Here is a 26,867-nt window from a genome sequence, read left to right on the forward strand (position 1 = left end):
GGCTTGTCATGAACGTCGCTGCACCGGGCGCATCCGTCCCGCGGCGAAGCGTTATCCGATGGGCCGTTCTTCTCGGCTGGCTGGCGCTTGCTTTCGCGTTCCTGTTGCCGATCACTCCCGCTTTGGCTCAGGGCCAATCCTCGGTCGTTCTCAACCTGCGCGGCGACGAGACGCCCGAGGCGATCCGCAAAATGGTCGATGCCCTGTCCGCTCCTGGACGGCAGGTCGAGATCCGGGTCGGAGGCGCCGCTACGGCCACGCCCGTTACGACAGCGCCAGCGGAGCCCGCCGGCAAGGCAAAGCCCGCCGCTCAGCCCGCGCCCGCTCCGTCGATGGCGGATGAGGAGGGCTTCCAGGCCGAGGTCAGTGCCCTCGTCGACCGCTTTATCGACGGCGTCGAATATGGCGGCGCCTCCATTCCCGCGATCGGCGAATTGCCGGACAGCTGGGGACGTGTCTGGCTGCGCAATCTCAATGGCCGCGAAGGAGCAACCGCCGGCTGGCGCGTCTTCGGAATCATCTGCCTGGCGCTCGCGGCCGCTTTCACCTTCCGGATCGCGAGCGCCCGCTGGTTCGCGCGCAAGATGCAGCCTGCGGGGCCGGAGTTCACGCCCCGCCTCATCGCCTCGTCCTGGGGCCTGCTCCAGGATGTCGCGACCATTCTGATCGCTCTGGCTGTGGCGCGGGTCGCCCGCAATGCCTGGCTCCCGGAGAGCGATCTCGCCAATATCGCCCTCACAACCGGCGCGAACGGGGCGGCGATCGGCGCGCTCTATATGGCCGTCGGCCGCTTCCTGCTCGCACCCGGCGCGCCGGAACGGCGGATCATGCCGCTGCCGCGCGCCGAGGTGCATTTCCGGCGGCTCGTCGTCTACGCGATCCTGACGCCGCTGATCGTGACTGGCATCCTGCTCTCCCATCACGTCAGCGCGGGGCCTCGGCCCGTGACGGGGCTGATTGCGCTGACAGGCCTTCTCATCACGCTGTTCAAGATCTGGTGGTTCCATGACGGGCGGCACGATCTGGCCGCGCTGGTCTTGTCGGGTTCCTCCGAACCGGGCCCGATCCGGCGGCTGATCGCGAGCGGTACGGCCTGGTTCTACATCGCCACGACGGCCTTGTTGTGGATGGTCAGCAGCGCCGCCGCGATGATGTCGAATGGCGGGCGCTGGGCCGAGGCCTCGGCGATGACGCAGGTGGCGATCGTCCTGATCCCGATCCTTGCCGTCGGCGTTGCCAGCCTGCTGCGCTGCCATGCGATGCGGCGCGAGGCGGAGCAAGGTGTCACCCCGATGACGCGCGCAAGTGGCGCGGCCCTGCGTGCGGCGGCTGTCGGCGTGCTATGGGCCGCCGGCTTCTTCGTGCTGTCGCGCCTCTGGGCCGGCTTGCTGCTCGGCGTCAGTTCGGCGCAGTTCGCCGCCGTGATGCGCCAGACGGCCGGTGTCGCGATCTTCGCCTTCGTCGGCTGGGTGGCGCTGGTCTTCCTGCATGCATTCTTCGACGCCTATACGCCGCGGCGACACGTCGTCGGACCCGGCGACGAGGACGTTCCGCATGAGGAGAGCGTGCCGAGCCGGCTGGCGACGGTGCTGCCGGTCTTGCGCGGCGTCGTTCTGGGCGCGGTGCTCGGCCTCACCATCCTCATCGTGCTGTCGCGGCTGGGCGTCGATATCGGCCCGCTGCTCGCCGGCTTTGGCATCCTCGGTCTCGCCCTCTCCTTCGGCTCCCAGGCGCTGGTGCGCGACATCGTCTCGGGCGTGTTCTTCATGCTCGAGGATGCGTTCCGGGTCGGAGAATATGTCGATACCGGCCGGCTCAAGGGCACCGTCGAGAAGATTTCGCTGCGCTCGATGCAGTTGCGCCACCAGAGCGGTCAGATCCACACCGTGCCCTTCGGCCAGGTCCAGTCACTGACCAATGCCAGCCGCGACTGGGCGACCATCAAGTTCAATGTCCGCCTCGACCATTCCGCCGATATCGAGCAGGCCCGCAAGGCGATCAAGAAGACCGGCATCGCGCTGATGGAGGACCCCGAGTACGGGCCGCATTTCATCGCCCCGCTGAAGATGCAGGGCGTCGCCGACATCACCGATAGCGCCATCGTCATCCGCCTGAAATTCACCGGCAAGCCGAACCAGTCATCGATGCTGCAGCGCGAGGCGCTGAAGCGGGTCTACCGCGCCCTGAACGATGCTCGCGTGCCTTTTGCCTCGAATGCGGTGACCGTGCGCGGCGGCGAGGGCGGCGCCCAGAGCCACGCGGCTGCGGCGATCTCGACCGTGCCGCCGCCGACCCCGCTGGTGCCGGCGGCGGGCTGAGCGGATTTGCCGAACCCGTGAAACGGAAAAGCCCGCTGCGCAATGCAGCGGGCTTCTTTCATGCGTTGGAATTCGGCGGCGCGATCAGGAGCGGCCGGCGAGCCTGTTCCACCAGCCGCCACGCTTCGGCCGGTCCGGGTCCGGCTCGGTCAGCACGACCGCGACGGGCTCCTCGGCAGGTGCGCGAACGGGGGCGGGTTCCGGCGCCGGAGCGGGCTCGGCCGGGGCGGCCGCGGTCTCGGGAGCAGCGACCGGCGCCTCGGCCTTGGTCTCGACAGGAGCCGGAGCAGCGTCCGCAGCGGCTTCGCCCCCCTCGGTGATCGGCACGACCTTCTTGCGCGAGCGGCTGCGCTTGGGCTTCTCGGCCTCGATCGGAGCAACTTCGGCCGCGACCGTCTCGGTCTTGGCTTCGGTCTCCTTGGCAGCCTCGGCCTTCGGCTTGCGGGCGCGGCTGCGCTTCGGCTTGGCGGGCTCGGCCGCAGGCTCCTCGACGACCGGTTCCGGGGCGACTTCGACGGCGGCTTCGGCAGCCGGCTCGGCCGTTGCCGTGGCCGGGATGGCGGCGTCGTCGCCGTCTTCCTCGCTCTCGTCGCCTTCGTCGTCACCCTGCGCGCCGTCGAGCTGCTGGCCCTGCTCGTCACGCTCGCCGCCACGCCGGCGGCGGCGACGGCGACGGCGACGGCGTCCATTCTCGCCCTCGCCACGCTCGGACTGGTCCTGAGCCTCGGCGGCGGCTGTCTCGGTGCCGCCGGTCTCGGCGTCGAGAGCGGCCGCTTCCGCGGCGGCATCCAGCGCCTCGTCATCGACATCCGACGCGATCGCCTCGGCCTTGAAGCTGGTCGGGACGACGCGCCCCTCATTGCCGACGAATTCGCCGCGCTCGACCTCGAAATAGCGCGTGCCCAGCAGGTTCGCGTCGGTCGAGATCGTGATCGCGATGGCGAAGCGGGTCTCGAGATCGGCGAGATGGGCGCGCTTCTGGTTCAGCACATAGAGCGCCACCTCCGGACGGGTCCGGACGGTGAGATTGTGTGCGGCGCTCTTGATCAGCGTCTCCTCCAGCGCGCGCAGGATCTGCAGCGCGACGGAAGAGGTCGAGCGGATCATGCCGGCGCCGGCGCAGTGCGGGCAGGGCACCGAGGACGATTCGAGCACGCCGGTGCGGATGCGCTGGCGCGACATCTCGAGCAGTCCGAAGGCCGAGATGCGGCCGACCTGGATGCGGGCGCGGTCGTCCTTCAGGCACTCCTTCAGCTTCTTCTCGACGGCGCGGTTGTTGCGGTTCTCCTCCATGTCGATGAAATCGATCACGATGAGGCCGGCGAGGTCGCGCAGGCGCAGCTGGCGGGAGATTTCCTCCGCCGCCTCGAGATTGGTCTTGAGGGCGGTGTCCTCGATATTGTGCTCGCGGGTCGAGCGGCCGGAGTTGATGTCGATCGCGACCAGCGCTTCGGTCTGGTTGATGACGATATAGCCGCCGGATTTCAGCGTGACCGTGTTCGAGAACATCGCGTCGAGCTGGCTTTCGACGCCGAAGGAGGCGAAGAGCGGGGTCTGCTCGCGATAGGCCTTCACGCTCTTGGCCTGGCTCGGCATGAGCATGCGCATGAAGTCCTTGGCCTCGCGATAGGCCTCCTCGCCGGCGACGTGAACCTCGTCGATATCCTTGTTGTAGAGGTCGCGGATCGAGCGCTTGACGAGGTTGCCCTCCTCATAGACCAGCGCCGGAGCGACCGAGGCCAGCGTCAGCTCGCGCACGCTCTCCCACATCCGCATCAGGTATTCGTAGTCGCGCCGGATCTCGACCTTGGTGCGCGAGGCGCCGGCCGTGCGCAGGATCAGGCCCATCCCCTCGGGAACCTCGAGCTCGGTCGCAATCTCCTTGAGGCGCTTGCGGTCCTCGGCATTGGTGATCTTGCGCGAGATGCCGCCGCCCTTGCCGGTGTTGGGCATCAGCACCGAATAGCGGCCGGCCAGCGAGAGATAGGTGGTGAGCGCCGCGCCCTTGTTGCCGCGCTCTTCCTTGACGACCTGGACCAGGATGATCTGGCGGCGCTTGATCACCTCCTGGATCTTGTACTGGCGGCGGTGGCTGCGCTGGCGCCGCTCCGGCATGTCGTCGAGGGCGTCGCCGCCGCCGAGCTGCTCGGGAGCCTCTTCGGCCTCCTCGTTGCCGTTCTCGTCGTCGCCCTCGTCCTCGGACGGCTTGCGGGCTTCGGTGTCCGAGCCCTCCGGCTCTTCGACCGAAACCTCGACGGCGTCGACGGAGACGGTCTCGAAGGTCAGCGGCGCAGCGTTCGCAGCGGCGTCCTCGGTGGTCGATTCGGCGACATCCGGCGCGAAATACTCACCGAAGGCGGGCGCGCCCTCATTGACCATGGCGGCTTCCTTGCCGTCGGTCTCGACCTGGACGTCCTCGCCGGTCGCTTCGACTTCCGCCGAAACGGTCTCGTCGGCGGCGGCCTTCTTGGCGCGGTTGTCGCGATCGCCGCGGCGGCCACGGTCGCGGCGACCGCGCTTCTCGCGCTTCTCCTCGTCGCGCTCCTCGTCACGCTCGGCACGGGCCTCGTCGTCGAGCAGCGCCTGCCGGTCGGCGACCGGGATCTGGTAGTAGTCGGGATGGATCTCGGAGAAGGCGAGGAAGCCGTGGCGGTTGCCGCCATACTCGACGAAGGCGGCCTGGAGCGAAGGCTCCACCCGCGTCACCTTGGCGAGATAGATATTGCCGCGCAGCGGCTTGCGGCTGGCGGATTCGAAATCAAATTCTTCGACGCGGGACCCGCGGACCACCACGACCCGGGTCTCCTCCGGGTGGGTGGCATCGATAAGCATCTTGTTGGCCATAAGTCGTTTCCATTGGCGCGGCCGCCAACCAGGGCCGCGCGGCTACGGATGCTAGTCCGCCGCCGCGGGCAGGGGCGCCGCGAAAAGACCGGGATGAGCCGGCATGTTGCAGGAGGGAGAAGGAAGCGGTCGAGACAGGAAGGCGGTTCGGAACAGCCACCCGGGCGCAAAGCCCGGCGCGGTTCCGCAGGTTCGGACGGTTCACCGATGGTGCTAGCGGCGTCTTATGCCCCGTCATCTGTCCTGACCTGCGATGCTCCGGCCGGGCGGCCAGGCGCATCGCGTTTGCACGCTCGCAAGACAGGGCAGGGCGCAGAAAACACGCAATCCCGATGCCAACCGTCTGCGGACGATCCGTTGCGGTCGTCTTGTTGCCGCCACTCCGGTCCGGAGCGGTAGCCCAGCCTGCTTCGGACGCCGACGGATCGCACGATCCGGATGTGTCCCTCGGGCAGGCTGACAAGCAACCTGTTCCATTACAGACAGGTGATAGTGATTTGCAAGTCACATGACGCGTGCATCTCACGCCGCCCTCGGCAGGGCGGTTCACGGTCCCGGGAAGAGATGGTAACGGGCTGTTAGGATTTCAGCCCCGTTATGGTTAAACCCTCGTAACAATAAGCGGGATCTTTCACCTGTTCTCGTGCATCCGCCGCGCCGATTCGAGCCGTTGCGATGCGCCGTGGCGATCCCGGGCGCTGCGGTGCGCGCTCGCCGTCGCTTGCCTGCTGGCGACCGGCTTTTCGCCGGCCCGGGCGGAGACGAAGGCCGAGCCGCGGTCGCAGAGCGAGTATCCGGTCGCGACCGACGCCCGTATCGAGCAGAACGGCGAGACCGTAAGCCTTTCGATGATGCTGTCCTCGGCCGTCGCGGTCGATGCCTGGGTGCAGGTCTCTCCGGACCGCGTCATCGTCGAACTGCCCTCGACCAATTTCCAGATCCGGCCTTCGGTAAAGCGCAGCGCCGGCTTCGTCAGCGGCTATCGCTACGGCCTGTTCACCGCCGACAAGGCCCGAATCATCATCGACCTGTCGCATCCCGCCGTCATCGCGAAGGCCGAGGTGAAGACGGTGCGGGGCGGCTTCGGCGAACTGACGATCGAATTGAAGAAGGTCGCGCGGGCGGAGTTCCTGGCCGAGGCCGACAAGGTGCGCAGGCCGGGACCGGTTGCTCCTGCTACGGCGCCCGCAAAGGCTGCCGGCGAGACGCGCCGCACCATCGTGATCGATCCCGGCCATGGCGGTATCGATCCGGGTGCGACGGTCGCTGCCATCGCCGAGAAGGTGGTGGTTCTCGCCTTCGGCAAGGCACTCAAGGAGCAGCTCGAGGCCAGCGGCCGCTATCGCGTCGTCATGACCCGCGACGACGACCGTTTCGTCTCGCTCGGCGATCGCGTGCAGATCGGGCGCGGCGAGCAGGCCGACCTGTTCGTCTCGATTCATGCCGATTCGCTGACCCAGGCCCAGGAGGTCCGCGGCGCCACCGTCTATACCCGCTCGGAGCGTGCGACGGACGCCGAGGCCGCCCGGCTTGCGGCCAAGGAAAACGAGGCGGATGCCGCCGCAGGACTGGAAACCAGCGAGGAACTGCAGGATGTCGCCGGCATCCTGCAGGATCTCGCCCGGCGCGAGACGCGGACCTTCACCGGTGTCTTCGCGCGCAATCTTGTCGAGAAGCTCGGCGGTTCGATCAAGATGCACAAGGTCCCGCTGCGCTCGGCACGGTTCTGGGTGCTGAGCGCGCCGGATGTGCCGTCGGTGCTGATCGAGCTCGGCTACATGTCGAGCCCGAAGGATGCCGAACTGCTCAATTCGCCGGAATGGCGAGGCAAGGCGGTGACCGCCGTTTCTTCCGCGATCGAGGATTATTTCGCCCGCGAGCGGGCTTCCGTCGGCAAGGCGGCCGAGAACCGGAACTAGCCGCTCCGGTTGCGCCCGGCCGGGATCGGCGGCAGGGATGGGGAAGCGGCCGAATCGTCGGCGGCGTGCCTGCGTAGCGTTCCGAGGACTGCCGGATGGTGCGGAATGTGGTCGCGAAGCCACGGTTCCGCCATCTCCGTCATGTTATAGCTTTGATTTGCGAAGCGCCCCGATCCGGCGCCCGCCGGTGAGAATTACGGGGTCCAGGGCCTGAGATGCGGTTCATTCTGCGAATCTTCGGATGGTTGTTCGCCGCCGGTGCGATCGCTTTCGTGATCGGCGCTGCCATCGCCGGCGGATTGATCTGGCATTACTCGCAAGATCTGCCGGACTATGCCCAGCTTAGGAACTACGAGCCGCCGGTGATGACGCGCGTCCATGCGGGCGACGGCAGCCTGATCGCCGAATATGCGCGCGAACGCCGCCTTTATCTGCCGATCCAGGCCGTGCCGAAGCTGCTCATCGACGCCTATCTCTCGGCCGAGGACAAGAATTTCTACAAGCATATCGGCGTCGATCCGGAAGGTCTGGTTCGTGCCGCGATCTCGAACTTCCGCAACCGAGGCGCGAATCGTCGGCCGCAGGGTGCCTCGACGATCACCCAGCAGGTCGCGAAGAACTTCTTCCTCAGCCCCGAGCAGTCGATCGAACGCAAGATCCGCGAGGCGCTCGTCGCGCTGAAGCTCGAATCGACCTATTCGAAGGACAAGATCCTCGAGCTCTACCTGAACGAAATCTATCTCGGCGCCCCGGCGCCGGGGCAGGGTAGCTATGGCATCGCCGCCGCGGCACTGAACTATTTCGGCAAGTCGGTGCATGAGCTGAACCTGCAGGAAGCTGCTTACCTTGCAGCGCTGCCGAAGGCGCCCTCCGACCTCCATCCCTTCCGCAACCGCGACCGCGCAATCGAGCGTCGCAACTACGTCATCGATCGCATGGTCGAGAACGGTTATGCCAAGCGCGAGGCGGGTGAAGAGGCGAAGAAGCAGCCGCTCGGCGTCAACCCACGCACGGTTTCGCCCAACAACATCGCCGCCGGCTACTTCGCCGAGGAGATCCGGCGCGAATTGCAGGATCGCTATGGCGAGAAGAAGCTGCTCGAAGGCGGCCTCTCGGTCCGCGCCACCGTCGACCCGAAGACCCAGTTGATGGCCCGCAAGGCGCTGGTCGATGGGCTGGTGCGCTTCGACGAAGCGCGCGGCTGGCGCGGCGCCATCCAGAAGATCGACCTTGGCGGCAAGGACTGGGGTGCCGTGGTCGGCGAACTGCCGGTGCTCGGCGACGTGGCGCCATGGCGGCTCGCGGTGGTGCTCGACGTCAACGGCGACAGCGCCAAGCTCGGCCTGCATCCACTGCGCGATACTGCCGGCCATCTCAACAAGGAGCGCCAGATCCTGACGCTCGCCGCCGACGGCATCAAATGGACCCGGCGCGGCCGCATCTCGCAGGTCGTTTCCGTCGGCGATGTCGTCTATGTCGAGCCGATGGAGAGCCGGCCGGGTTATGCGCGGCTGCGGCAATTGCCCGAGGTCAACGGCGCCATCGTCGCGATGGACCCGTTCTCGGGCCGCGTGCTCGCGATGGTCGGCGGCTTCAGCCACGATCAGTCGGAGTTCAACCGCGCGACGCAGGCGCTGCGCCAGCCCGGCTCCTCGTTCAAGCCCTTCGTCTACGCGACCGCTCTCGACAACGGCTACACCCCGTCCAGCATCATCCTGGACGCGCCGATCGAGATCGATCAGGGGGCGGGGCTCGGCATGTGGCGCCCGGAGAACTACGACGGCAAATCGACCGGGCCGCGCACGCTGCGCTACGGCATCCAGTTCTCGAAGAACCTGATGACGGTGCGGCTCGCCAAGGATGTCGGCATGCCGCTGATCGCCGAATATGCACGCCGCTTCGGCGTCTATGACGATCTCCAGCCGGTGCTGTCGATGTCGCTCGGCGCCGGCGAGACGACCGTGATGCGGATGACCGCGGGCTATTCGATGCTGGTCAATGGCGGCAAGCGAATCCGGCCGACCCTGATCGACCGCATCCAGGACCGCTCGGGCTCGACGATCTTCCGGCACGACCAGCGGGTCTGCGAGGGCTGCAACGCCGAGAAATGGGCCAATCAGCAGGAGCCGCGCCTGGTCGACAACCGCGAGCAGGTCCTCGACCCGCTGACCGCCTACCAGATGGTCTCGATCCTCGAGGGCGTGGTCAACGCCGGTACGGCGACGGTGGTCAAGTCGGTCGGCAAGCCGCTCGCCGGCAAGACCGGCACGACCAACGATGCCAAGGACGTCTGGTTCGTCGGCTTCTCGCCCGACCTCGCCGTCGGCGTCTATATGGGCTTCGACAAGCCGAAGTCGCTGGGCACCTCGGCGACGGCCGGCCAGTATGCCGCGCCGATCTTCCGCGACTTCATGAGCGCGGCGCTGAAGGACAAGCCGGCGACGCCGTTCCGCGTGCCGGCCGGCATCAAGCTGATCCGCGTCGACCCCCGCACGGGCATGCGCGCCGGCGGCGAGGGCGGCATTCTCGAAGCCTTCAAGCCGGGTACGGCGCCGCCGGACAGCTATTCGGTGATCGGTGCTGCCGGCGACGGCAGCGCGCCGCTCAATGTCGGGCCGGGAGGCGGCGGCCGCGCTGTCGGTTCCGGCACTGGTGGGCTCTACTGAGCTGACAGCAGGTTTTTGACGCCCGGAGATGACTCCGGGCGTTTTTCCTTTCGGGCCGACGATCATAGTCGCCTCGACCCGGCGAGCTGATGATCGCTCGGGCGTTTACAGCGCCGGCTTTCGCCCCTATCTCAGCGCTCAAGTTCAGCCCACAAGGACGTCCAGACGGAATCATGCGCCCCGAAATCCAGACGCAACTCGATAACGCCAAGCAGTCGATCGGACTGCTGAGGAGGCATCTTTGACTGGGATGTCGCTCAACGCCGCCTAGCGGAACTCAACGCCCTCTCCGAGGGACCCGATTTCTGGAATGATGCTGAAACCGCGCAGAAGCTGATGCGCGAACGCACCTCGCTGGAAACCCAGATCGAGGGCATCGGCAAGCTCGAGCGCGAGCTCGACGACGCGCTGACGCTGATCGAACTCGGCGAGATGGAGGGCGACGAGGCCACCGTCACCGAGGGCGAGCAGGCGATCAAGGCCGTGCAGGACGAAGCGGCGCGGCTGCAGGTCGAGACCTTGCTTTCGGGCGAGGCCGACATGCTCGACACCTATGTCGAGATTCATCCCGGCGCGGGTGGCACCGAGAGCCAGGACTGGGCCGAGATGCTGCTGCGCATGTATCGGCGCTGGGGCGAACGGCGGAAGTTCAAGGTCGAGACGCTCGAATACCAGGACGGCGATACGGCCGGCATCAAGTCGGCGACGCTGCAGTTCAAGGGTCATAACGCCTATGGCTGGCTGAAGACCGAATCGGGCGTGCACCGGCTGGTGCGCATCTCGCCCTTTGACTCGAATGCCAGGCGGCAGACATCGTTTGCGTCGATCTGGGTCTATCCGGTCGTCGACGACCGCATCGTCATCGACGTCAACGAATCCGACTGCCGCATCGACACCTACCGCGCGCAAGGAGCCGGCGGCCAGCACATCAACACGACGGATTCGGCGGTGCGCATCACGCATATCCCGACCGGAATCGCGGTGTCCTGCCAGCAGGAGCGTTCACAGCACAAGAACCGGGCCAAGGCCTGGGACATGCTGCGCGCGCGCCTCTACGAGGTCGAGCTGAAGAAGCGCGAGGACAAGGCCAATGCCGAGCAGGCCTCCAAGACCGATATCGGCTGGGGCCACCAGATCCGCTCCTATGTGCTGCAGCCCTACCAGCTGGTGAAGGACCTGCGCACCGGCGTCAGCTCGACGGCGCCATCGGAGGTGCTCGATGGCGATCTCGATGCCTTCATGGAGGCGTCGCTGGCACAGCGCGTCTATGGCACCGAGGTTGAAGTCGAGGATATCGACTAGTCTCGGCTGCCAAGGCGAACAAAAAAAAGGCCGCGCCCGAAGCGCGGCCTTTTTCATTTCGGGCTGGTCCTGTCAGAGCGCTTTCGCGAACAGCTTGCCGCCGGCACGCAGGAAGCGGGTCGGGTCGACCGGCTCGTCGTTGATGCGGGTTTCATAATGCAGGTGCGGTCCGGTCGAGCGACCGGTGGTGCCGACCCGGCCGACCACGGTCCCCGCCTTGACCATCTGCCCGGTCGAGACCGAGATCGCCGACATATGGGCGTAGCGGGTGCTCAGGCCATTGGCGTGTTCGACCTCGACCATGTTGCCGTAGCCGCCATTGTACTCGGCCACCACGACCTTGCCCGGTGCGGTCGCCAGGACCGACGAGCCGGTCTCGGCCCGGAAATCGACGCCGGTATGCATGGCGAGGCCGCGGGTGAAGGGATCGGTGCGGTAGCCGAAATTCGAGGTGAAGTCGTGATCGCCGGCCATCGGCCGGGAGAGCGGCAACTGTTCGATCACGCCGCGCAGGCGCAGGACCGACGCCACGCGCGGCTGGAGGGCGCTGAGCGTGGCCGCGAAGGGGCTCTCCGACGGGTCGAGCTTCACCGGCACGAAGGGGCCGCCCATGCCGCCGGCCGAGGCAGCCGGTGCGGCGAGGCGATCGGCGTCAAGCCCGGTTTCGGCGAGCGCGCTGCGCAGGCGCTTCTGCGTCACGGCGAGGGTCTCGTCCATCTCCTTCAGCGTCGAGAGCTGCGCGTTGGACGTCCTGGCCATGGCGCCGTCAAGCTTCGTCAAGGCGGCATCGACACGCTTCGCCGGGGGCTCGGCCGGTGTTTCGCCGGACTGCCAGCCGCTATCGGCGCCGCGCAGCGAAGGTGTCTCGGGTGCGGGCGTCGGCTTGCCCGGCAGGATGGGGGCGAAACTGGTCACGCCGGAGGCGCGGATCGGTTCGCCGGGCTTGATGACCTGCGAGCGCAGCGGCAGCTTCGCGGCCGGCATCAGGCCATTGGATTGCAACGTGTCGGTGAGCGCCGCCACGAGCGACTGGCGCGATTCGATCTCGGCCTGCCGGCTGGCAAGTTCGTCGACGCGCGATTCGACACCGTCCTGATCGAGAAGGGCGCGGCTGGCGTAGCGGTCGATATCGGCCCGCAGCGCGGAGATCCGATCCTCATAGGCGTATTGGCGCGATGTCTCGCGGGCGATCAGCCTCGCGGCGAGATCATCCCTGCTGAGGATGTACCAGCCGGCGCCGCCGCTGCAGGCCGTGCTCAGGGCGAGCCAGGCGAGCCCTGCGAGCATGGTGGAACGGCGCAGCGTATAGGTCTTGTGGGAGACCAGGCCGACGGTCGGGAGGGCGGGAGCTGTCTGGGACTGATGATGCATACGCGGAACCGGTAATCACGCTGCCGATACCCTCATCAGACATTGTTAGGGTTAATCTTTCGCAAATCCCGGCACGCACAACGCTCCTGCGATGCTTCAAAGTTTCTGGGCCGCCGCGAGCACTTCTTCGGCGTGGCCGGCAACCTTCACCTTGCGCCAGATCCGGGCGAGGCGCCCTTCGGCATCGATCAGGAAGGTCGAGCGTTCGACCCCCATGTATTTCCGGCCATACAGGCTCTTCTCGACCCAGATGCCGTAGGCGTTCGCCAGAGCCTGCGTCTCGTCGGCGAGGAGCGGGAAGTCGAGCTCGTACTTGCGTTTGAAATTGCCGTGCTTCTTCGCCGAATCGGGCGAAACGCCGATGATCTCGGTGCCGCAGGCCGTGAATTCCCGGCGCAGGCGATTGAAGGCGATGGCCTCCTCGGTGCAGGCGGGGGTGTTGTCCTTGGGGTAGGCGTAGAGCACGACCTTGCGGCTGCGCAGCGCGCTAAGGTCGATCTCGCCACCGCCGTCGCGGGGCAGCGTGAAATCCGGCGCTTTGTCGCCTTCCTGCAATGCCATGGCCGCCGCCTTCCTTTCGTCGCCTTCTCGCTGCATGGAGCGCGTGACCCGGCATGGCGGGACGGCTCGCGGCAAAAACCTGCGAATCGTCGGGTGATTCCGTTTCCGGATTGCCGAATCGCTTCGTCTGACCGCATCGACATGCATGCCGCCTTCAGGGATTGCGGCAAGGGGCGATCGGCCGCACCCTGACACGAGCCGGCGCAGGCGCCGAAGAGGACCCGCGGATTTTGGCAGACCAGGAAGCAAGGGCTGTGGCTGCGGGGCAAGGCGAAGCGCTGCCCGAGAGCGAAGCCTGCGATGTCGCGATCGTGAAGCGGCGCGCCAAGGCGGGTCTCGTCACCATCTGCGTCGCGGTCACGGTCGCCGTGCTGGTGCTGGCGGGGGCGGCAGCGACGCTCATGGTCACGGGCATCGTACCGCTGTCGGGGCTGGAAGGGCGCATCACGGCTGCCATCGAGGCGCGCCTGGGACCGGACTGGAAGGTCACGGCAGCCTCGGCCGAGCTCGGCCGCATCGACGGGCATTCGCAACTGCGCGTCCGGCAGGTTTCGTTCCAGCATGTCAGCGGCGCCGTGATCCGGGCGCCGGAAGCGGTTCTGGGCTATGCGCCGCTCGCACTGCTCAGGGGCGAGATCAAGCTCGTCTCGGTCGACCTGCGCGGCGTCAATGTCCGCCTCGGCGTCACCAAGGACGGCGCCCTCGTGGTCAACGCCGATTCGGCGCCGGCCGAGACGCCGCCGCAGCCGAGCGTCCCGGATGCGGCACAATGGAACGCCTTCACCGGCATCATGGGGGCGATTTCGACGCTGGCGCGCGGCGACGGCATTCTCGGATCGCTCGAGGAAGCCGGCATGAACGGGGCGCGGCTCTCGCTGGTCGACCCGGAAGGGCGCCAGAAGGCCGGGCTGGAGGATGTCGAGATCAAGCTGACCCGCATCGCCGACCGCGGCACGCGGATGACGATGAAGGGGCGCACCGGCCAGCGCTGGAAGGAGCTCGCCGTCGATCTGTCGACCGAGGCCGACGGCACGCAGCGCGCCGATATCGATATCCTGCGCTTCGAGCCGGCGGAAGCGGTCGCGCTCGCCTTTGGAAAGGGCGGCGTTCTGGTCGAGGGCCTGCCGCTGCAGGGGCGCGCCATCTTGCGGCAGTCCCCGGACGGCAAGAAGTCTATCACCGCCCGGATCGCGGTTCGGTCCGGCACGTTGCGCTTTCCCGAAAGCCCGGTCTCGTCCTTCGCCCTGGATTCTGCCGATATCGAGATGGCGAGCGGCGCCGACCTGTCCGAGCTCAACATCGTCCGCAGCGAGATCAAGGCCGGGGCGACGCAGCTTTCGGCGACGGGCTCGCTGCGCGAGGATAATGGCGGCTGGCGCATTGCGCTGGATGCCAAGGGCCAGCTTGCCGGCGTCGACGCCGATCCGCCGGTCCAGATCGACAGCCTGAAGGCCGCGGTCAAGCTCGACCCTGCCAATAATGCCGTGACCATCGACTCCGTTTCGTTGCGCGGGCCGCTCGCCACCGTCGACATGTCTGCCATGGTTCAGCGGGTGAACGGCTCGCCATTGCAGCGCTTCGCGATCAAGGCGAGCGATTCCGATCCCCGCGCGCTGCTCGCGATCTGGCCTGCTTTCACTTCGCCCGATGTGCACGGCACGTTGCGGCGGCAGCTCGCGGCGGGCCGCATCAAGTCGCTGTCGGTCGATCTCGACCTGGCACCGGAGGATCACGCCCGCCTGCTCAGGGGCGAGGGCATGCCGGATGCCGCGCTCTCGGTGATGATCGATGCCGACCGCGTCCGCTATCTCCCCGATCCCGGCCTGCCGCCTCTGGTCGATGCGACCGTGTCCGGCCGGGTCGGTGGCAGCACCGTCCAGCTCGCCATCGGCAAGGCAACGGCCGAGCTCGGTGGTGGTCGCAAGCTCGAGTTGAGCGAGGGTAGCTTCGCCATGCCCGACTACCATGTGCACCGCGCACAGGCGCGGATCGGCTTCCGCTCGGTCGGCTCGATGGATGCGCTGGCGGCGCTCTTCGCCTTTCCGGCCCTGAAGGAGTTCAACCCCGGCAAGATCGATCCGGCTGCGATCAAGGGCACGAGCGACCTCAAGGTCGGCATCACCCTGCCGCTTGCCGATGACCTCAAGCCGGACGAGGTCGTCGTGACCGGCACCGGATCGCTCGCGAGCGTCGCTTCCGACACGCTTCTGGGAACCGAGAAGCTCGACGCCGGCAGCTTCGCCGTCAATCTCGATCGCAACGGGCTGTCGCTGCGTGGCGATGCGCGGGTCGGCGGCGACAAGGCGCAGGTCGAGCTCAAGCAGAACGGCAAGGGGCAGGGCGAAGCGGTCCTGCAGCTCGCGCTCGATGCCGCGGCCCGGCAGCGACGCGGCTTCGGCACCGATAGCGGGATTTCCGGGACATTACCGGTGAAAGTGGTCAAGTCGCTCGGCAAGGGCGCGGAGCAGCCGCCGCGCGTCGAGATCGACCTCGCCAAGGTCGCGCTCGACGGTGTCGTTCCCGGGCTGAGCAAGCCGTCGGGGCGGCCTGGCAAGATCGGTTTCGCCTATGTCGCGGATGCGGATGGCCCCGACCTGGAGGATTTCTCGCTCGAGGCGGGCTCGGCCCTGATCAAGGGACGGATCGAGCTGAACAAGCAGAACGGGCTGGACAGTGCGAGTTTTTCCCAGTTCCGCCTGTCGCCGGGCGACAACCTGAAGGTCGATGCACGGCGGGACGGCAGCGTCGTCAAGCTGACGGTGCGGGGCGCGGTCGCCGACTTGCGCCCCTTCATCAAGGACCTGCAACGCCCGGGATCGTCAGGCAAGGGGGCTAAGTCCGGGGCCAAGGGCGGCGATTACGACGTCGATCTCGACGTGCCGATCCTGACCGGCTTCAACAGCGAGGCGATCACCAGCGGTACGCTGAAACTCGTGAAGCGCGGGGGCGATATCCGCTCCGCCAATTTCCAGGGTCGGATCGGCAAGGCCGATGTTTCCGCCCGGCAGGGCCGCCAGGGCGAGGGCGGGCAACTGGTCGTCCAGTCGGAGAACGGCGGCTCGCTGCTGCGCTTCCTCGACCTCTACAACAAGGCCCATGGCGGCGATCTCGTGCTCACGCTGGGGCCGGGCGAGAACCAGAGCGGCGACCTGCTGTTCCGCAACTTCATGGTCCGGGATGAGCCGGCGCTGCGCCGCGTGGTCGGGGCGCAGTCGTCGCGGGCCTTCGCGGGCGATGGCGCGGCCGAGCAGCGCATCGACGTGAGCGAGGTCGCCTTCACCAAGCTCAAGGCCGAATTCACCCGCTCGGCCAGCCGGCTCGACGTTTCCGACATGGTGATCTGGGGCCAGCAGGTCGGTTTCACCTTGCAGGGGCATGTCGATTATGGCCGCGACCGCGTCGATATCGGCGGGACCTTCGTGCCCGGCTATGCCTTCAACAACGCCTTCGCCCAGGTGCCCGTCGTCGGCGCGCTGCTCGGCGGCGGCAGCCAGTATGGCGGGCTCTTCGCGGTGAATTTCCGCATCTCCGGCGCCGCCAGCGCACCGACCATGTCGATCAATCCGCTCTCGGCTCTGGCGCCCGGCATCCTGCGCCGCTTCGTCGATCCGCTCGGCGGCGCGCCGGCGCAGAAGCCGAGGCAGACGCAGCCGCGCTGAGGCGCCTGTCATCCCGTGCGCGGTGCAGCACGCAGCGGTGCGCCGCTGACACGGGACCGCGTGACGAGAGGGCGCCTTATCCTGGGAACGGTCCCGCCTCTGCGCAGCAGCACTATCGTGCCACAGCGCGTGCGGGATGACAGGAGCGCCGCCGGCGCGCCCTTACTCCGGGCGCAGCAGGATGTGCTTCTTCTTGCCGAAGGAGAGCTTGATCACGCCTTCTGACGTCAGATCGCCGAGGCCGAGCAGCGCGCGCTCATCGGTCACGACCACGTCGTTGACGCGCAAGCCCCCGGCCTTGACCTGACGACGGGCCTCGCCGGTCGAGGGCACGAGCCCCGCCTTGACGAAGGCGGTGAGCATGCCGATGCCCGGCTCGATTTCGGCCCGCGCGATCGCGACGCTCGGCAGGTCGGCGGCAAGCCCGCCTTCCTCGAAGGTCTTGCGCGCGGTCTCGGCAGCGGCCTCGGCCGCCTCGCGGCCATGGACGATGGCGGTGATCTCGGTCGCGAGGATCTTCTTCGCCTCGTTCAATTCGGCGCCGCCGAGCGCAGCGAGCCGGGCGATCTCGTCCAGCGGCAAGCGCGTGAACACCTTGAGGAAGCGGCCGACATCGGCGTCCTCGGTGTTGCGGAAATACTGCCAGAAATCATAGGGGCTGAAGACGTCGGCATTGAGCCAGACGGCGCCATTGGCGGTCTTGCCCATCTTGGCGCCGGACGAGGTCGTCAAGAGCGGCGTGGTCAGGCAGTAGAGCTGCGGGCCGCCCATCCGGTGCGAGAGGTCGACGCCATTGATGATGTTGCCCCACTGGTCGGAGCCGCCCATCTGCAGGCGGCAGCCATAGCGCCGGTTGAGCTCCGTGAAGTCGTAGCCCTGCATGATCATGTAGTTGAATTCGAGGAAGGACAGCGACTGCTCGCGGTCGAGCCTGAGCTTCACCGAGTCGAAGGAGAGCATGCGGTTGACCGAGAAATGCCGGCCGACATCGCGCAGGAACTCGACATAGTTCAGCTTCAGCAGCCAGTCGGCATTGTTGGCCATCATCGCGTCGGTCGGCCCGTCGCCATAGCGCAGGATGCGGCCGAAGACCCGCTTGATGCTCTCGATATTGGTGGCGATCTCCTCGACCGTGAGCAGCTTGCGCTGGTCGTCGCGGAAGGACGGGTCGCCGACCATGGAGGTGCCGCCGCCCATCAGCGTGATCGGGCGGTGGCCGGTCTCCTGGAACCAGTAGAGCATCGTCAGCGAGATCAGGTTGCCGATATGAATGCTCGTCGCGGTCGCGTCATAGCCGACATAGGCCGTCTGGATTCCCTGGCGGCACAGAGCATCGAGGCCTGCCGGATCGGAGACCTGATGGATGAGGCCGCGCTCGTCGAGAACGCGCAGGAAATCGGACTTGTAGGTGGTCATGGCGGCTTGCGATCTGCTGGATGTCGTTCCGCCGTCGTCTAGAGCATCGGGCCGAAAAGTGGAAATCGCTTTTGCGGCAAAGGCGCTCTCAACCTCATCCGGGAATGCGGCCGAGCCAGATATCGGCGGTGTCGTGCGGGTGTGGCAGCTCCACGATGTCGCGCGGGAGCCCGAGGTCGCAGAGCGCGCGGGTATCGAGCGTCGCGAGCCGGTGCTGCGTGCGTTCGGTTTTCCGATGGCGCTGCCAGAGCGTGAGCAGGCCGCGCAGAAGGGACGAGCCGCCGGATGTCTCCAGCGGCGCCGCGTGGGAGGCGCAGGTCATGACGGTATCCTCTCGGAGGCGGGCGCTACCGCCCGCTGATGTGAGGTGAATCTGGGCCAGATGGGGCGCGGCGACAAAGCGGAAGATTGCCACCTGTCATAAAGAGAGCTTATGCTTCGGCATGCCTTCGCATCCGCCGCCGCCCAAGCTTCCGCCTCTTGCCGCGGTCCGCGTCTTCGAGGCTGCGGCACGCCACCAGAACTTCACCCGCGCCGCCGAGGAACTTGGCATGACGCAGGCGGCCGTGAGCTATCAGATCAGGCTGCTGGAGGACCGGGTCGGGGCGCCGCTCTTCCTGCGTCAGCCGCGCCAGGTCGTGCTGACCGCGATCGGCCAGCGGCTGGCCGGCCCGGTCGGCAAGGCGCTTTCCGATATCGGGACGGTGTTCCGCGACATCTGCGAGGAGAACCAGACGGTCCTGACGATCTCCTCGCTGCAGACGATGGCGATCACCTGGCTGTCGCCGCGGCTGGCACAGTTCCAGATGGAGAACCCGCAATTCGCCGTTCGCGTTCGGACCTCGCAGCATCTCGTCGACTTCACCACCGAGGCCGTCGACCTCGCCGTGCGCTATGGGCCGGGCTCATGGCCCGGCGTGACGGCGGAGAAGCTGTTCGATTGCCATTACGCGCCGCTCTGCTCGCCGGAACTGCGCGAGCAATTGCAATTGCGCGAGCCGGCCGACCTGCTGCGGGCGCCGCTGCTGAGCGCCGACGAGGGGGCGTGGAAGGACTGGTTCGCCGATCTCGGTCTCGACATGCCCCGGCCTGGCGGGCGGACGATGTCATTGGAAATGCAGGCGATGAGCGTCCAGGCGGCGATGCGCGGCCATGGCGTCGCGATGGCCGTGCCGGAACTCTTTGCCTATGACATCGCCGCCGGGCGGCTCGTCTATGCCGTCGAGCATGTCGTGCGCGACGCATGGGCCTATTGGATCGTCTATCCGACGGAACGGCAGCGCGAGCGCAAGATCAGGCTGTTCCGCGACTGGATCCTGGCGGAGGCGCGGGCAGCGCAGATGACGCTGCCCGTCATGGCGTCGAGCCGGGGGCTGACCCACCCGTCTCCTTGAGCAGGCAGGCTCAGGCCTGTTCCTGCTCGCTCTTGAGGATTTCGGGGCCGACCTTGCCGTCGAGATAGACGCCGACCTGCTCCATCAGCACATCGACCTTGCCGTCGAAGAAGTGGTTGGCGCCCTCGACGACCGTGTGCTCGATCTGAATGCCCTTCTGGGTCTTCACCTTCTCGATCACCGCCATCACCTCCTTCACCGGGGCGACGCGATCCTCCGAGCCATGGACGAACAGGCCGGAGGACGGGCAGGGCGCTAGGAAGGAGAAGTCGTAGCGGTTGGCCATCGCCGCGATCGAGAGGAACCCCTCGATCTCCGGGCGGCGCATCAGGAGCTGCATGCCGATCCAGGCGCCGAAGGAGACGCCGGAGATCCAGCAGCTCTTGGCCTCGGGGTTCAGAGCCTGCATCCAGTCGAGCGCGGCGGCGGCATCCGAGAGCTCGCCGGCGCCGTGGTCGAAATGGCCCTGGCTGCGGCCGACGCCGCGGAAATTGAAGCGCAGTGCCGAGAAGCCGCGATTCACGAAGGTATAGAACAGATTGTAGACGATCTGGTTGTTCATCGTCCCGCCGAATTGCGGGTGCGGGTGCAGGATGATCGCGAGCGGTGCACCCCGCTTCTTGGCCGGCTGGTAGCGGCCCTCGATCCGGCCTGCCGGCCCGTTGAAGATAACCTCTGGCATCGTCTCACCGCTTCTTGCGGCAGTGCCGGCGCGGGCGGGCAGAAAGCGGGCGCATGCCTGCTCGAAACCCGGCCACCCTTGACGGCGCCACCATGCGCGCCCTAGATGAAGAGCGCTTAGAATAGTTCTAACAGCCGTGAACAAGTCGAGAACAAAACGGTGGATCGCTCGAGCGAGCCGCGTTTCGACCGTTCCGGCCGGTTCGGATGGGCGGCTATAGCACGGCGCACAGGTGCGATTTCAAGCATTTCGTATCAGTGGGCGCCGATGACGAGGATGGAGCAGGCAGGATCGTGACGGCGGGACGCGCCTATCTCGACCACAATGCCACGACCCCGGTGCGACCCGAGGTGGTGGAAGCGGTCGCGCATGCGCTGACGCTGCCCGGCAATCCGTCCTCCGTCCATGGCGAGGGGCGGGCGGCGCGGGCCGCCATGGAGCGGGCGCGCGAGCAGGTCGCCAGGCTCGTCGGGGCCAAGGCTTCGAACGTCGTCTTCACCAGCGGCGGCACGGAAGCGAATGTCGCGGTGCTCTCGCCGGGCCTGATGGATTGCGATGGCGGCCGCGACTGCGTGCGCACGCCCGCGACGCTTCTGCTTCACAGCGCGACCGAGCATGCCTGCGTGCGCGAGGGGCATCGGTTCCCGCGCGGCATGGCGGAAGAAATTCTGGTCGACGGCAACGGACTGGTCGATCTCGCCTGGCTCGACGCGCGATTGATCCGCTTCGTTGCCGAGAATCCCGGCGCCCGCGCGCTCGTGTCGATCCATCTCGCCAATAACGAGACCGGTGTGATCCAGCCGGTCGCCGAGGCGGCCGCGATCGTGCATCGCCATAGCGCCCTCATGCATAGCGACGCCGTTCAGGCCGCTGGCAAGATCGCCATCGACATCATGGCGCTCGGCGCCGACGTGCTGACGCTTTCGGCGCACAAGATCGGCGGGCCGAAGGGTATCGGCGCCATCGTCTTCCGCACCGGCGCGCTCGAACTCGCCGACAAGCCGATGCGCGGCGGCGGGCAGGAGCGCGGCTGGCGTGCCGGAACCGAAAACCTGCCGGGAATCATCGGCTTCGGCGCGGCGGCTGAGATTGCCAGCGAGCTTCTGAACGCGGAGGCGGTGCGGATTTCCCGCCTGCGCGATCATCTGGAGGCGGGACTATCGGCGCTGTCGCCGGAAACGGCGATCTTCGCTCAGGCCGCTCCGCGCCTGCCCAATACCAGCGCCTTCGCGACGCCGGGTCTCAAGGCCGAGACCGTGCTGATCAGGCTCGATCTTGCCGGGGTGGCGCTCTCGTCCGGCTCGGCCTGCTCGTCCGGCAAGGTCAAGCGCTCGCATGTGCTCGATGCGATGAAAATCGACTCGGCCATGAGCGCGGGGGCCTTGCGGGCGTCGCTCGGATGGACCACCTGCGAGGCAGATATCGATCTCTTTCTCGCGGCCTACGAAAAGCTCGTGGCCGCGCAACCCGATCGGAGCGCCCGGGCTGCCGCCTGAAGCGTTCCGCAACACGAAGACCAAACCGGCGGGCCTTGAACCCGCACTGGAGACTGAGAAATGGCAGCGGTCCAGGAGACCATCGATCAGGTCAAGTCGATTGACGTGACCGAGTACAAATACGGCTTCGTCACCGAGCTTGAGGTCGACAAGCCCGCCAAGGGCCTCACCGAGGACACGGTCCGCTATATCTCGGCGCGCAAGAACGAGCCGGAATGGATGCTGGAATGGCGGCTCGATGCCTTCCGTCGCTGGAAGACCATGACCGAGCCGACCTGGTCGCGCGTCAACTATCCGCCGATCGACTACCAGGACCTCTACTACTACGCCGCGCCGAAGAAGGGCGCCTCGCCGCAATCGCTCGACGAGGTCGATCCGGCGATCCTGGAGACCTACAAGAAGCTCGGCATCCCGCTGCGCGAGCAGGAAATCCTGGCCGGCGTCGCCCCTGAGAACCGCGTCGCGGTCGATGCGGTGTTCGACTCCGTCTCGGTGGTCACGACCTTCAAGAAGGAGCTGGCGCAGGCCGGCGTGATCTTCTGCTCGATCTCCGAGGCGATCCAGGAGCATCCCGAGTTGGTGAAGAAGTATCTGGCGACGGTCGTTCCGGTGACGGACAACTATTTCGCGACGCTGAACAGCGCGGTCTTCACCGACGGCTCCTTCGTCTACATTCCCAAGGGCGTTCGCTGCCCGATGGAGCTGTCGACCTATTTCCGCATCAACGAGCAGAATACCGGCCAGTTCGAGCGCACGCTGATCATCGCCGACGAGGGCGCCTATGTCAGCTATCTCGAAGGCTGCACGGCGCCCAAGCGCGACGAGAACCAGCTTCACGCCGCGGTGGTCGAGCTGATCGCGCTCGACGATGCCGAGATCAAGTACTCGACCGTGCAGAACTGGTTCCCCGGCGATGCCGAGGGCAAGGGCGGCATCTACAACTTCGTGACCAAGCGCGGCGATTGTCGCGGCAAGAACTCGAAGATCTCGTGGACGCAGGTCGAGACCGGCTCGGCGATCACCTGGAAATATCCGTCCTGCATCCTGCGCGGCGACGGCTCGCGCGGCGAGTTCTACTCGATCGCGGTGTCGAACGGCATGCAGCAGGTCGATAGCGGCACCAAGATGCTGCATCTCGGCAAGAACACGACCTCCAAGATCATCGCCAAGGGCATCGCCGCCGGCAAGTCGGACTCGACCTATCGCGGCATCGTCTCGGCCCATCGCAAGGCGACCGGCGCGCGCAACTTCACCAACTGCGACTCGCTGCTGATCGGCGACCAGTGCGGCGCGCACACCATCCCCTATATCGAGGCCAAGACCGCGACCGCGATCTTCGAGCACGAGGCGACCACGTCGAAGATCGGCGAGGACCAGATGTTCTATTGCCAGCAGCGCGGCCTCTCCGAGGAGGAGGCGGTGGCGCTGATCGTCAACGGCTTCGTCAAGGAGGTGCTGCAGCAGCTCCCGATGGAATTCGCCGTCGAGGCGCAGAAGCTGATCACCATCTCGCTCGAAGGCTCGGTTGGATAAGGGCGGTCATCCCGTGCGCGGCGCAGCACATAATGCTGCTCCGCAGACACGGGACCGTCATCAGGACCATCTCTGGACATTACGATCCCGGGTCTGCGGCGCACCGCTTCGCGCAGCACCGCGCACGGGATGACACAGGAACGAAACGATGCTCGAAATTCGCAATCTGGTCGTCAAGATCGCCGACGAGGACAAGCAGATCCTGAACGGCCTGAACCTCACCGTGAACGACGGCGAGGTCGCCGCGATCATGGGGCCGAACGGTTCCGGCAAGTCGACGCTGAGCTATGTCATCGCCGGCAAGGAGGACTATGAGGTCCTCGACGGCGAAATCCTGCTCAACGGCGAGAACGTGCTGGAGATGGAGGCCGATGCCCGCGCCGCCGCCGGCATCTTCCTCGCCTTCCAGTACCCGCTGGAGATCCCTGGCGTCGCCACCATGACCTTCCTGAAGGCGGCAATGAACGCGCAGCGCAAGGCGCGCGGGCAGGACGAGCTGCTGACGCCGGACTTCATCAAGCAGGTCAATGCCGCTGCCGACAAGCTCGGAATCGCCAAGGACATGCTGCGCCGCCCGCTCAATGTCGGCTTCTCCGGCGGTGAGAAGAAGCGCATGGAAATCCTTCAGATGGCTCTGCTTTCGCCGTCGATGTGCATTCTCGACGAGACCGATTCCGGCCTCGACATCGACGCGCTGCGCATTGTCGCCGAGGGCGTGAATGCGCTCCGCGACAAGAACCGCGGCTTCCTGGTCATCACCCACTACCAGCGCCTGCTCGACCATATCGTGCCGGATACCGTCCACGTCATGTCGAAGGGCAGGATCGTGAAGACCGGTGGCAAGGAGCTGGCGCTCGAACTCGAGAAGTCGGGCTATGCGGCCTATGGGGAGGCTGCTTGATGGCCATCGTCACCCCGCTGAAGACGGCTGCGGAACAGCAGCTTGTCCAGCAATACGCTGACAGCAAAGCCGAGCTGCCGGGCGGCCCGGCCGTGCGCAAGCTGCGCGAGGATGCCTTCGCCGGCTTCGAGGCCAAGGGCCTGCCGCATCGCCGGCTCGAATCCTGGCGCTATACTGACCTGCGCACGCTGCTGCGCGAGGCGCGCCCGCTTGCCGGCGGCGCCGCCGTCACGGCGGCGGTCAAGGCTCGTCTGGCCGCGCTGAAGCTCGATGGCCTGCGCCTCGTGCTGGTCGACGGCATCTTCGCGCCGGAACTCTCCACGCTCGACGCGATCCCCGAGGGCGTCTCGGTGCAGTCGCTCGCCGAGGCGCTGGTTTCGCCGCGCGAAGACCTGACCCGCATCCTCGCCGGCCCCTCGGTCGGTAACGACGATACGGGCCTTGCCCTCAACACCGCGCTGATGCGCGATGGCGTGTTCGTCGAGATCGCCGAGGGCACCGAGCTGGAGCAGCGGATCGTGATCGTCGCGCTTGCTTCCGGCGAGGAAGAGCGTGCGGTGTTCCATCGTTCGGTCGTGCTCGCAGGCAAGGGTGCCAAGGGCACGATCGTCGAGGTCAGCGAAGCCGCGGGTTCCTCTGCGCAGCAGATCAACGGCGCGATCGTCTTCGAGACCGGCGACGAGAGCGAGATCCAGCATGTCCGCATCGTCACCCGCCAGCAGGCGGCGACGGTCGAGGTGCAGAGCCTGCTCGCGACGGTGGGCGCGAGTGCGAAGTTCGATTCCTTCGCGCTGATCTGCAATGCCGGCACGGTGCGCCAGCAGCATTTCGTCCGCTATGCCGGCGAGCACACCGAGATCGGCCTGCGCGGCGTCAATCTGCTGCGTGGCTCCGAGCATTCGGACGTGACGCTGATCGTCGACCACGAGGTGCCGCACGGCACCAGCCGCGAATTGTTCAAGACGATCGCCAGCGGTGAGGCCACCGGCGTCTTCCAGGGCAAGGTCATCGTGCGCCAGCACGCGCAGAAGACCGATGGCAGCATGAAGAGCAACGCATTGCTGCTCAACGATGGCGCCTCGATGTACAACAAGCCCGAGCTGGAGATCTTCGCCGACGACGTGGTCTGCGGCCATGGCGCGACGGTCGCGCAGATCGACGGCGACCAGCTCTTCTACCTGATGGCGCGCGGCCTGCCGCGGCCGCAAGCCGAGGCGCTGGTGCTGCAGGCCTTCGCCGGCGAGGCGGTCGAGTTCATCGCCGACGAGGATGTGCGCGATCTCGTGATGACCGAGGTCGAAACGTGGCTCAAGGCCCGCGAGGCCGCTTCCGAGGTGAGTACCGTCTGATGCCCTATATCAACGTCCAGATCACCAAGGGCGCGACCCGCGCGCAGAAGGCCGAGATCGTCAAGACCTTCACCGAAACGCTGGTGCGCGTGCTCGGCAAGGACCCGCAGAACACCCATATCGTGATCCAGGAGATCGAGCGCGAGGATTGGGGCCATGGCGGCGTGCTGGTCGCCGACAAGGCCCCGGCCTCGCCCGGAAAGGCCTGAGCCATGAACGCGCTGGCGAAGCCCTACGATGTGTCTGCGATCCGCAAGGATTTCGCGATCCTCGGCCGGGAAGTCTATGGCAAGCCGCTGGTCTATCTCGACAACGCCGCCTCGGCCCAGAAGCCGGAAGCGGTGATCGAGGCGATGACGCGGCTGATGCGGGAGGACTATGCCAATGTCCATCGCGGCCTCCACTATCTCGCCAACGCGTCGACGGAAGCCTATGAGGCGGCTCGCGAAAGTGCGCGCCGCTTCCTGAACGCGGCGCATCTGGAGGAGATCGTGTTCACGCGCTCCTCCACCGGCGCGCTCAACACGGTCGCATCCTCGCTCGGGCGCTACCTGAAGATCCAGGAAGGCGACGAGATCATCCTCTCGATCCTCGAGCACCATTCCAACATCGTGCCCTGGCATTACTGGCGCGAGCGCCATGGCGCCGTGATCAAATGGGCGCCGATCGACGAGGACGGCAATTTCCTCATCGAAGAGTTCGAGAAGCTGATCTCGCCACGCACCAAGGTCGTGTCGCTGACGCAGATGTCGAACGCGATCGGCACGATCATCCCGATCGCCGAGGTCGCCGCGATCTGCCGCTCCTACGGCATTCCGCTGGTGGTCGACGGCAGCCAGGGCGCGGTGCATCTGCCGGTCGACGTGCAGGCGCTGGGCTGCGATTTCTACGCCTTCACCGGCCACAAGACCTATGGGCCGACCGGCTCCGGCATTCTCTGGGGCAAGAAGGAATGGCTCGACAAGCTGCCGCCCTACGAGGGTGGCGGCGAGATGATCGTCACCGTCAGTGAAGACACAGTGACTTATAACGACCCGCCGCACCGCTTCGAATCCGGCACGCCGGCGATCGTCGAGGCGGTGGGGTTGGGTGCCGCGCTCGACTACATGATGGCGCTCGGCCGCGAGAATATCGCAGCGCATGAGGCCAAGCTCGGCGCCTACGCGATGGAGCGGCTCGGCGAGATGAACTCGATCCGCATCTTCGGCAAGGCGCGGGAGAAGGGCGCGATCGTCGCCTTCGAGATGAAGGGCGCCCATGCCCATGATGTCGCGACCGTGATCGACCGTGCCGGTGTCGCAGTCAGGGCTGGCACCCATTGCGCCATGCCACTTTTGGCACGATATGGAGTGACATCGACCTGCCGCGCCTCCTTCGGGCTCTACAACACGCTCGAAGAGGTGGACAAGCTGGTCGATGCCCTGCGGAAGGCCGAGAGCCTGTTCGCCTGACCGGG

General features: G+C 66.6%; 18 protein-coding genes. 12 read left to right on the plus strand and 6 right to left on the minus strand.

Annotated features, from left to right (window positions below):
* The first annotated feature begins 8 nt into the window (after positions 1-8).
* Entirely contained in the window at positions 9-2,318 is a 2,310-nt protein-coding gene (locus tag ASE61_RS13685; protein ID WP_061967747.1) for a mechanosensitive ion channel family protein, read from the plus strand.
* Between the two features lie 84 nt (positions 2,319-2,402).
* On the opposite strand, the gene ASE61_RS13690 is transcribed toward ASE61_RS13685, so the two are convergent.
* A complete protein-coding gene (locus ASE61_RS13690) occupies positions 2,403-5,162 on the minus strand; it encodes an Rne/Rng family ribonuclease (protein ID WP_061967749.1) in 2,760 nt (919 codons plus the stop codon).
* 848 nt (positions 5,163-6,010) lie between these two features.
* Between ASE61_RS13690 and ASE61_RS13700 the strand changes: the two genes are divergently transcribed.
* The 3 genes from ASE61_RS13700 to prfB all read left to right on the plus strand — a co-directional run bounded on the left by ASE61_RS13700 (position 6,011) and on the right by prfB (position 11,049).
* Positions 6,011-7,081, plus strand: a complete 1,071-nt coding sequence (locus tag ASE61_RS13700; RefSeq protein ID WP_082617419.1) for an N-acetylmuramoyl-L-alanine amidase — start codon at positions 6,011-6,013, stop codon at positions 7,079-7,081.
* Positions 7,082-7,296: 215 nt separating this feature from the next.
* The gene (locus ASE61_RS13705) at positions 7,297-9,747 is read left to right on the plus strand and encodes a penicillin-binding protein 1A (protein WP_061967753.1); all 2,451 of its coding nucleotides are present in this window, start codon (positions 7,297-7,299) and stop codon (positions 9,745-9,747) included.
* Between the two features lie 173 nt (positions 9,748-9,920).
* A protein-coding gene (gene prfB / locus ASE61_RS13710; RefSeq protein WP_113586906.1) for a peptide chain release factor 2 occupies positions 9,921-11,049 on the plus strand; the annotation gives its coding sequence in 2 pieces (ribosomal slippage) (positions 9,921-9,989 and positions 9,991-11,049; 1,128 coding nt in all).
* Between the two features lie 72 nt (positions 11,050-11,121).
* Here the strand turns inward: prfB and ASE61_RS13715 are convergent.
* Positions 11,122-12,420 carry a M23 family metallopeptidase gene (locus ASE61_RS13715; protein ID WP_061967756.1) on the minus strand — a complete coding sequence of 433 codons (1,299 nt, stop codon included), beginning with the start codon at positions 12,418-12,420 and terminating at the stop codon, positions 11,122-11,124.
* A gap of 96 nt (positions 12,421-12,516) precedes the next feature.
* Complete coding sequence (locus tag ASE61_RS13720; protein ID WP_061967758.1) at positions 12,517-12,981, minus strand: peroxiredoxin; 465 nt, start codon at positions 12,979-12,981, stop codon at positions 12,517-12,519.
* A gap of 254 nt (positions 12,982-13,235) precedes the next feature.
* Here ASE61_RS13720 and ASE61_RS13725 point away from each other — a divergent pair, with 254 nt between their 5' ends.
* On the plus strand, positions 13,236-16,640 hold the full coding sequence (locus ASE61_RS13725) for a hypothetical protein (RefSeq protein WP_061967759.1): 3,405 nt from the start codon (positions 13,236-13,238) through the stop codon (positions 16,638-16,640).
* Positions 16,641-16,802: 162 nt separating this feature from the next.
* Here the strand turns inward: ASE61_RS13725 and tyrS are convergent, their stop codons facing one another.
* Entirely contained in the window at positions 16,803-18,056 is a 1,254-nt protein-coding gene (gene tyrS, locus ASE61_RS13730; RefSeq protein WP_061967761.1) for a tyrosine--tRNA ligase, read from the minus strand.
* Between the two features lie 94 nt (positions 18,057-18,150).
* Entirely contained in the window at positions 18,151-18,378 is a 228-nt protein-coding gene (locus ASE61_RS13735; RefSeq protein ID WP_061967762.1) for a hypothetical protein, read from the minus strand.
* A 121-nt stretch (positions 18,379-18,499) separates the two neighbouring features.
* On the opposite strand from ASE61_RS13735, the gene gcvA reads away from it, so the two are divergent.
* Complete coding sequence (gene gcvA / locus ASE61_RS13740; protein ID WP_061967764.1) at positions 18,500-19,450, plus strand: transcriptional regulator GcvA; 951 nt, start codon at positions 18,500-18,502, stop codon at positions 19,448-19,450.
* A 10-nt stretch (positions 19,451-19,460) separates the two neighbouring features.
* Here the strand turns inward: gcvA and ASE61_RS13745 are convergent, their stop codons facing one another.
* Positions 19,461-20,132, minus strand: a complete 672-nt coding sequence (locus ASE61_RS13745; protein ID WP_061967766.1) for an alpha/beta hydrolase — start codon at positions 20,130-20,132, stop codon at positions 19,461-19,463.
* 290 nt (positions 20,133-20,422) lie between these two features.
* Between ASE61_RS13745 and ASE61_RS13750 the strand changes: the two genes are divergently transcribed.
* From ASE61_RS13750 to ASE61_RS13775, 6 genes are all read left to right on the plus strand, one after another.
* A complete protein-coding gene (locus tag ASE61_RS13750; protein WP_061968308.1) occupies positions 20,423-21,628 on the plus strand; it encodes a cysteine desulfurase family protein in 1,206 nt (401 codons plus the stop codon).
* Between the two features lie 60 nt (positions 21,629-21,688).
* Complete coding sequence (gene sufB / locus ASE61_RS13755; protein ID WP_061967767.1) at positions 21,689-23,161, plus strand: Fe-S cluster assembly protein SufB; 1,473 nt, start codon at positions 21,689-21,691, stop codon at positions 23,159-23,161.
* Between the two features lie 148 nt (positions 23,162-23,309).
* Complete coding sequence (gene sufC, locus ASE61_RS13760) at positions 23,310-24,062, plus strand: Fe-S cluster assembly ATPase SufC (protein ID WP_061967769.1); 753 nt, start codon at positions 23,310-23,312, stop codon at positions 24,060-24,062.
* Positions 24,062-25,411, plus strand: a complete 1,350-nt coding sequence (gene sufD / locus ASE61_RS13765) for a Fe-S cluster assembly protein SufD (RefSeq protein WP_061967770.1) — start codon at positions 24,062-24,064, stop codon at positions 25,409-25,411. Before sufC ends, sufD begins: the two co-directional genes overlap by 1 nt.
* Positions 25,411-25,620: a tautomerase family protein gene (locus ASE61_RS13770; RefSeq protein WP_061967772.1), complete on the plus strand. Its 210-nt coding sequence runs from the start codon at positions 25,411-25,413 to the stop codon at positions 25,618-25,620. Before sufD ends, ASE61_RS13770 begins: the two co-directional genes overlap by 1 nt.
* Positions 25,621-25,623: 3 nt before the next feature.
* Entirely contained in the window at positions 25,624-26,862 is a 1,239-nt protein-coding gene (locus ASE61_RS13775) for a cysteine desulfurase (RefSeq protein ID WP_061967774.1), read from the plus strand.
* Positions 26,863-26,867 lie beyond the last annotated feature (5 nt).

This window comes from Allobosea sp. Root670, from assembly GCF_001429415.1.
Classification (GTDB): Bacteria; Pseudomonadota; Alphaproteobacteria; order Rhizobiales; family Beijerinckiaceae; genus Allobosea; species Allobosea robiniae.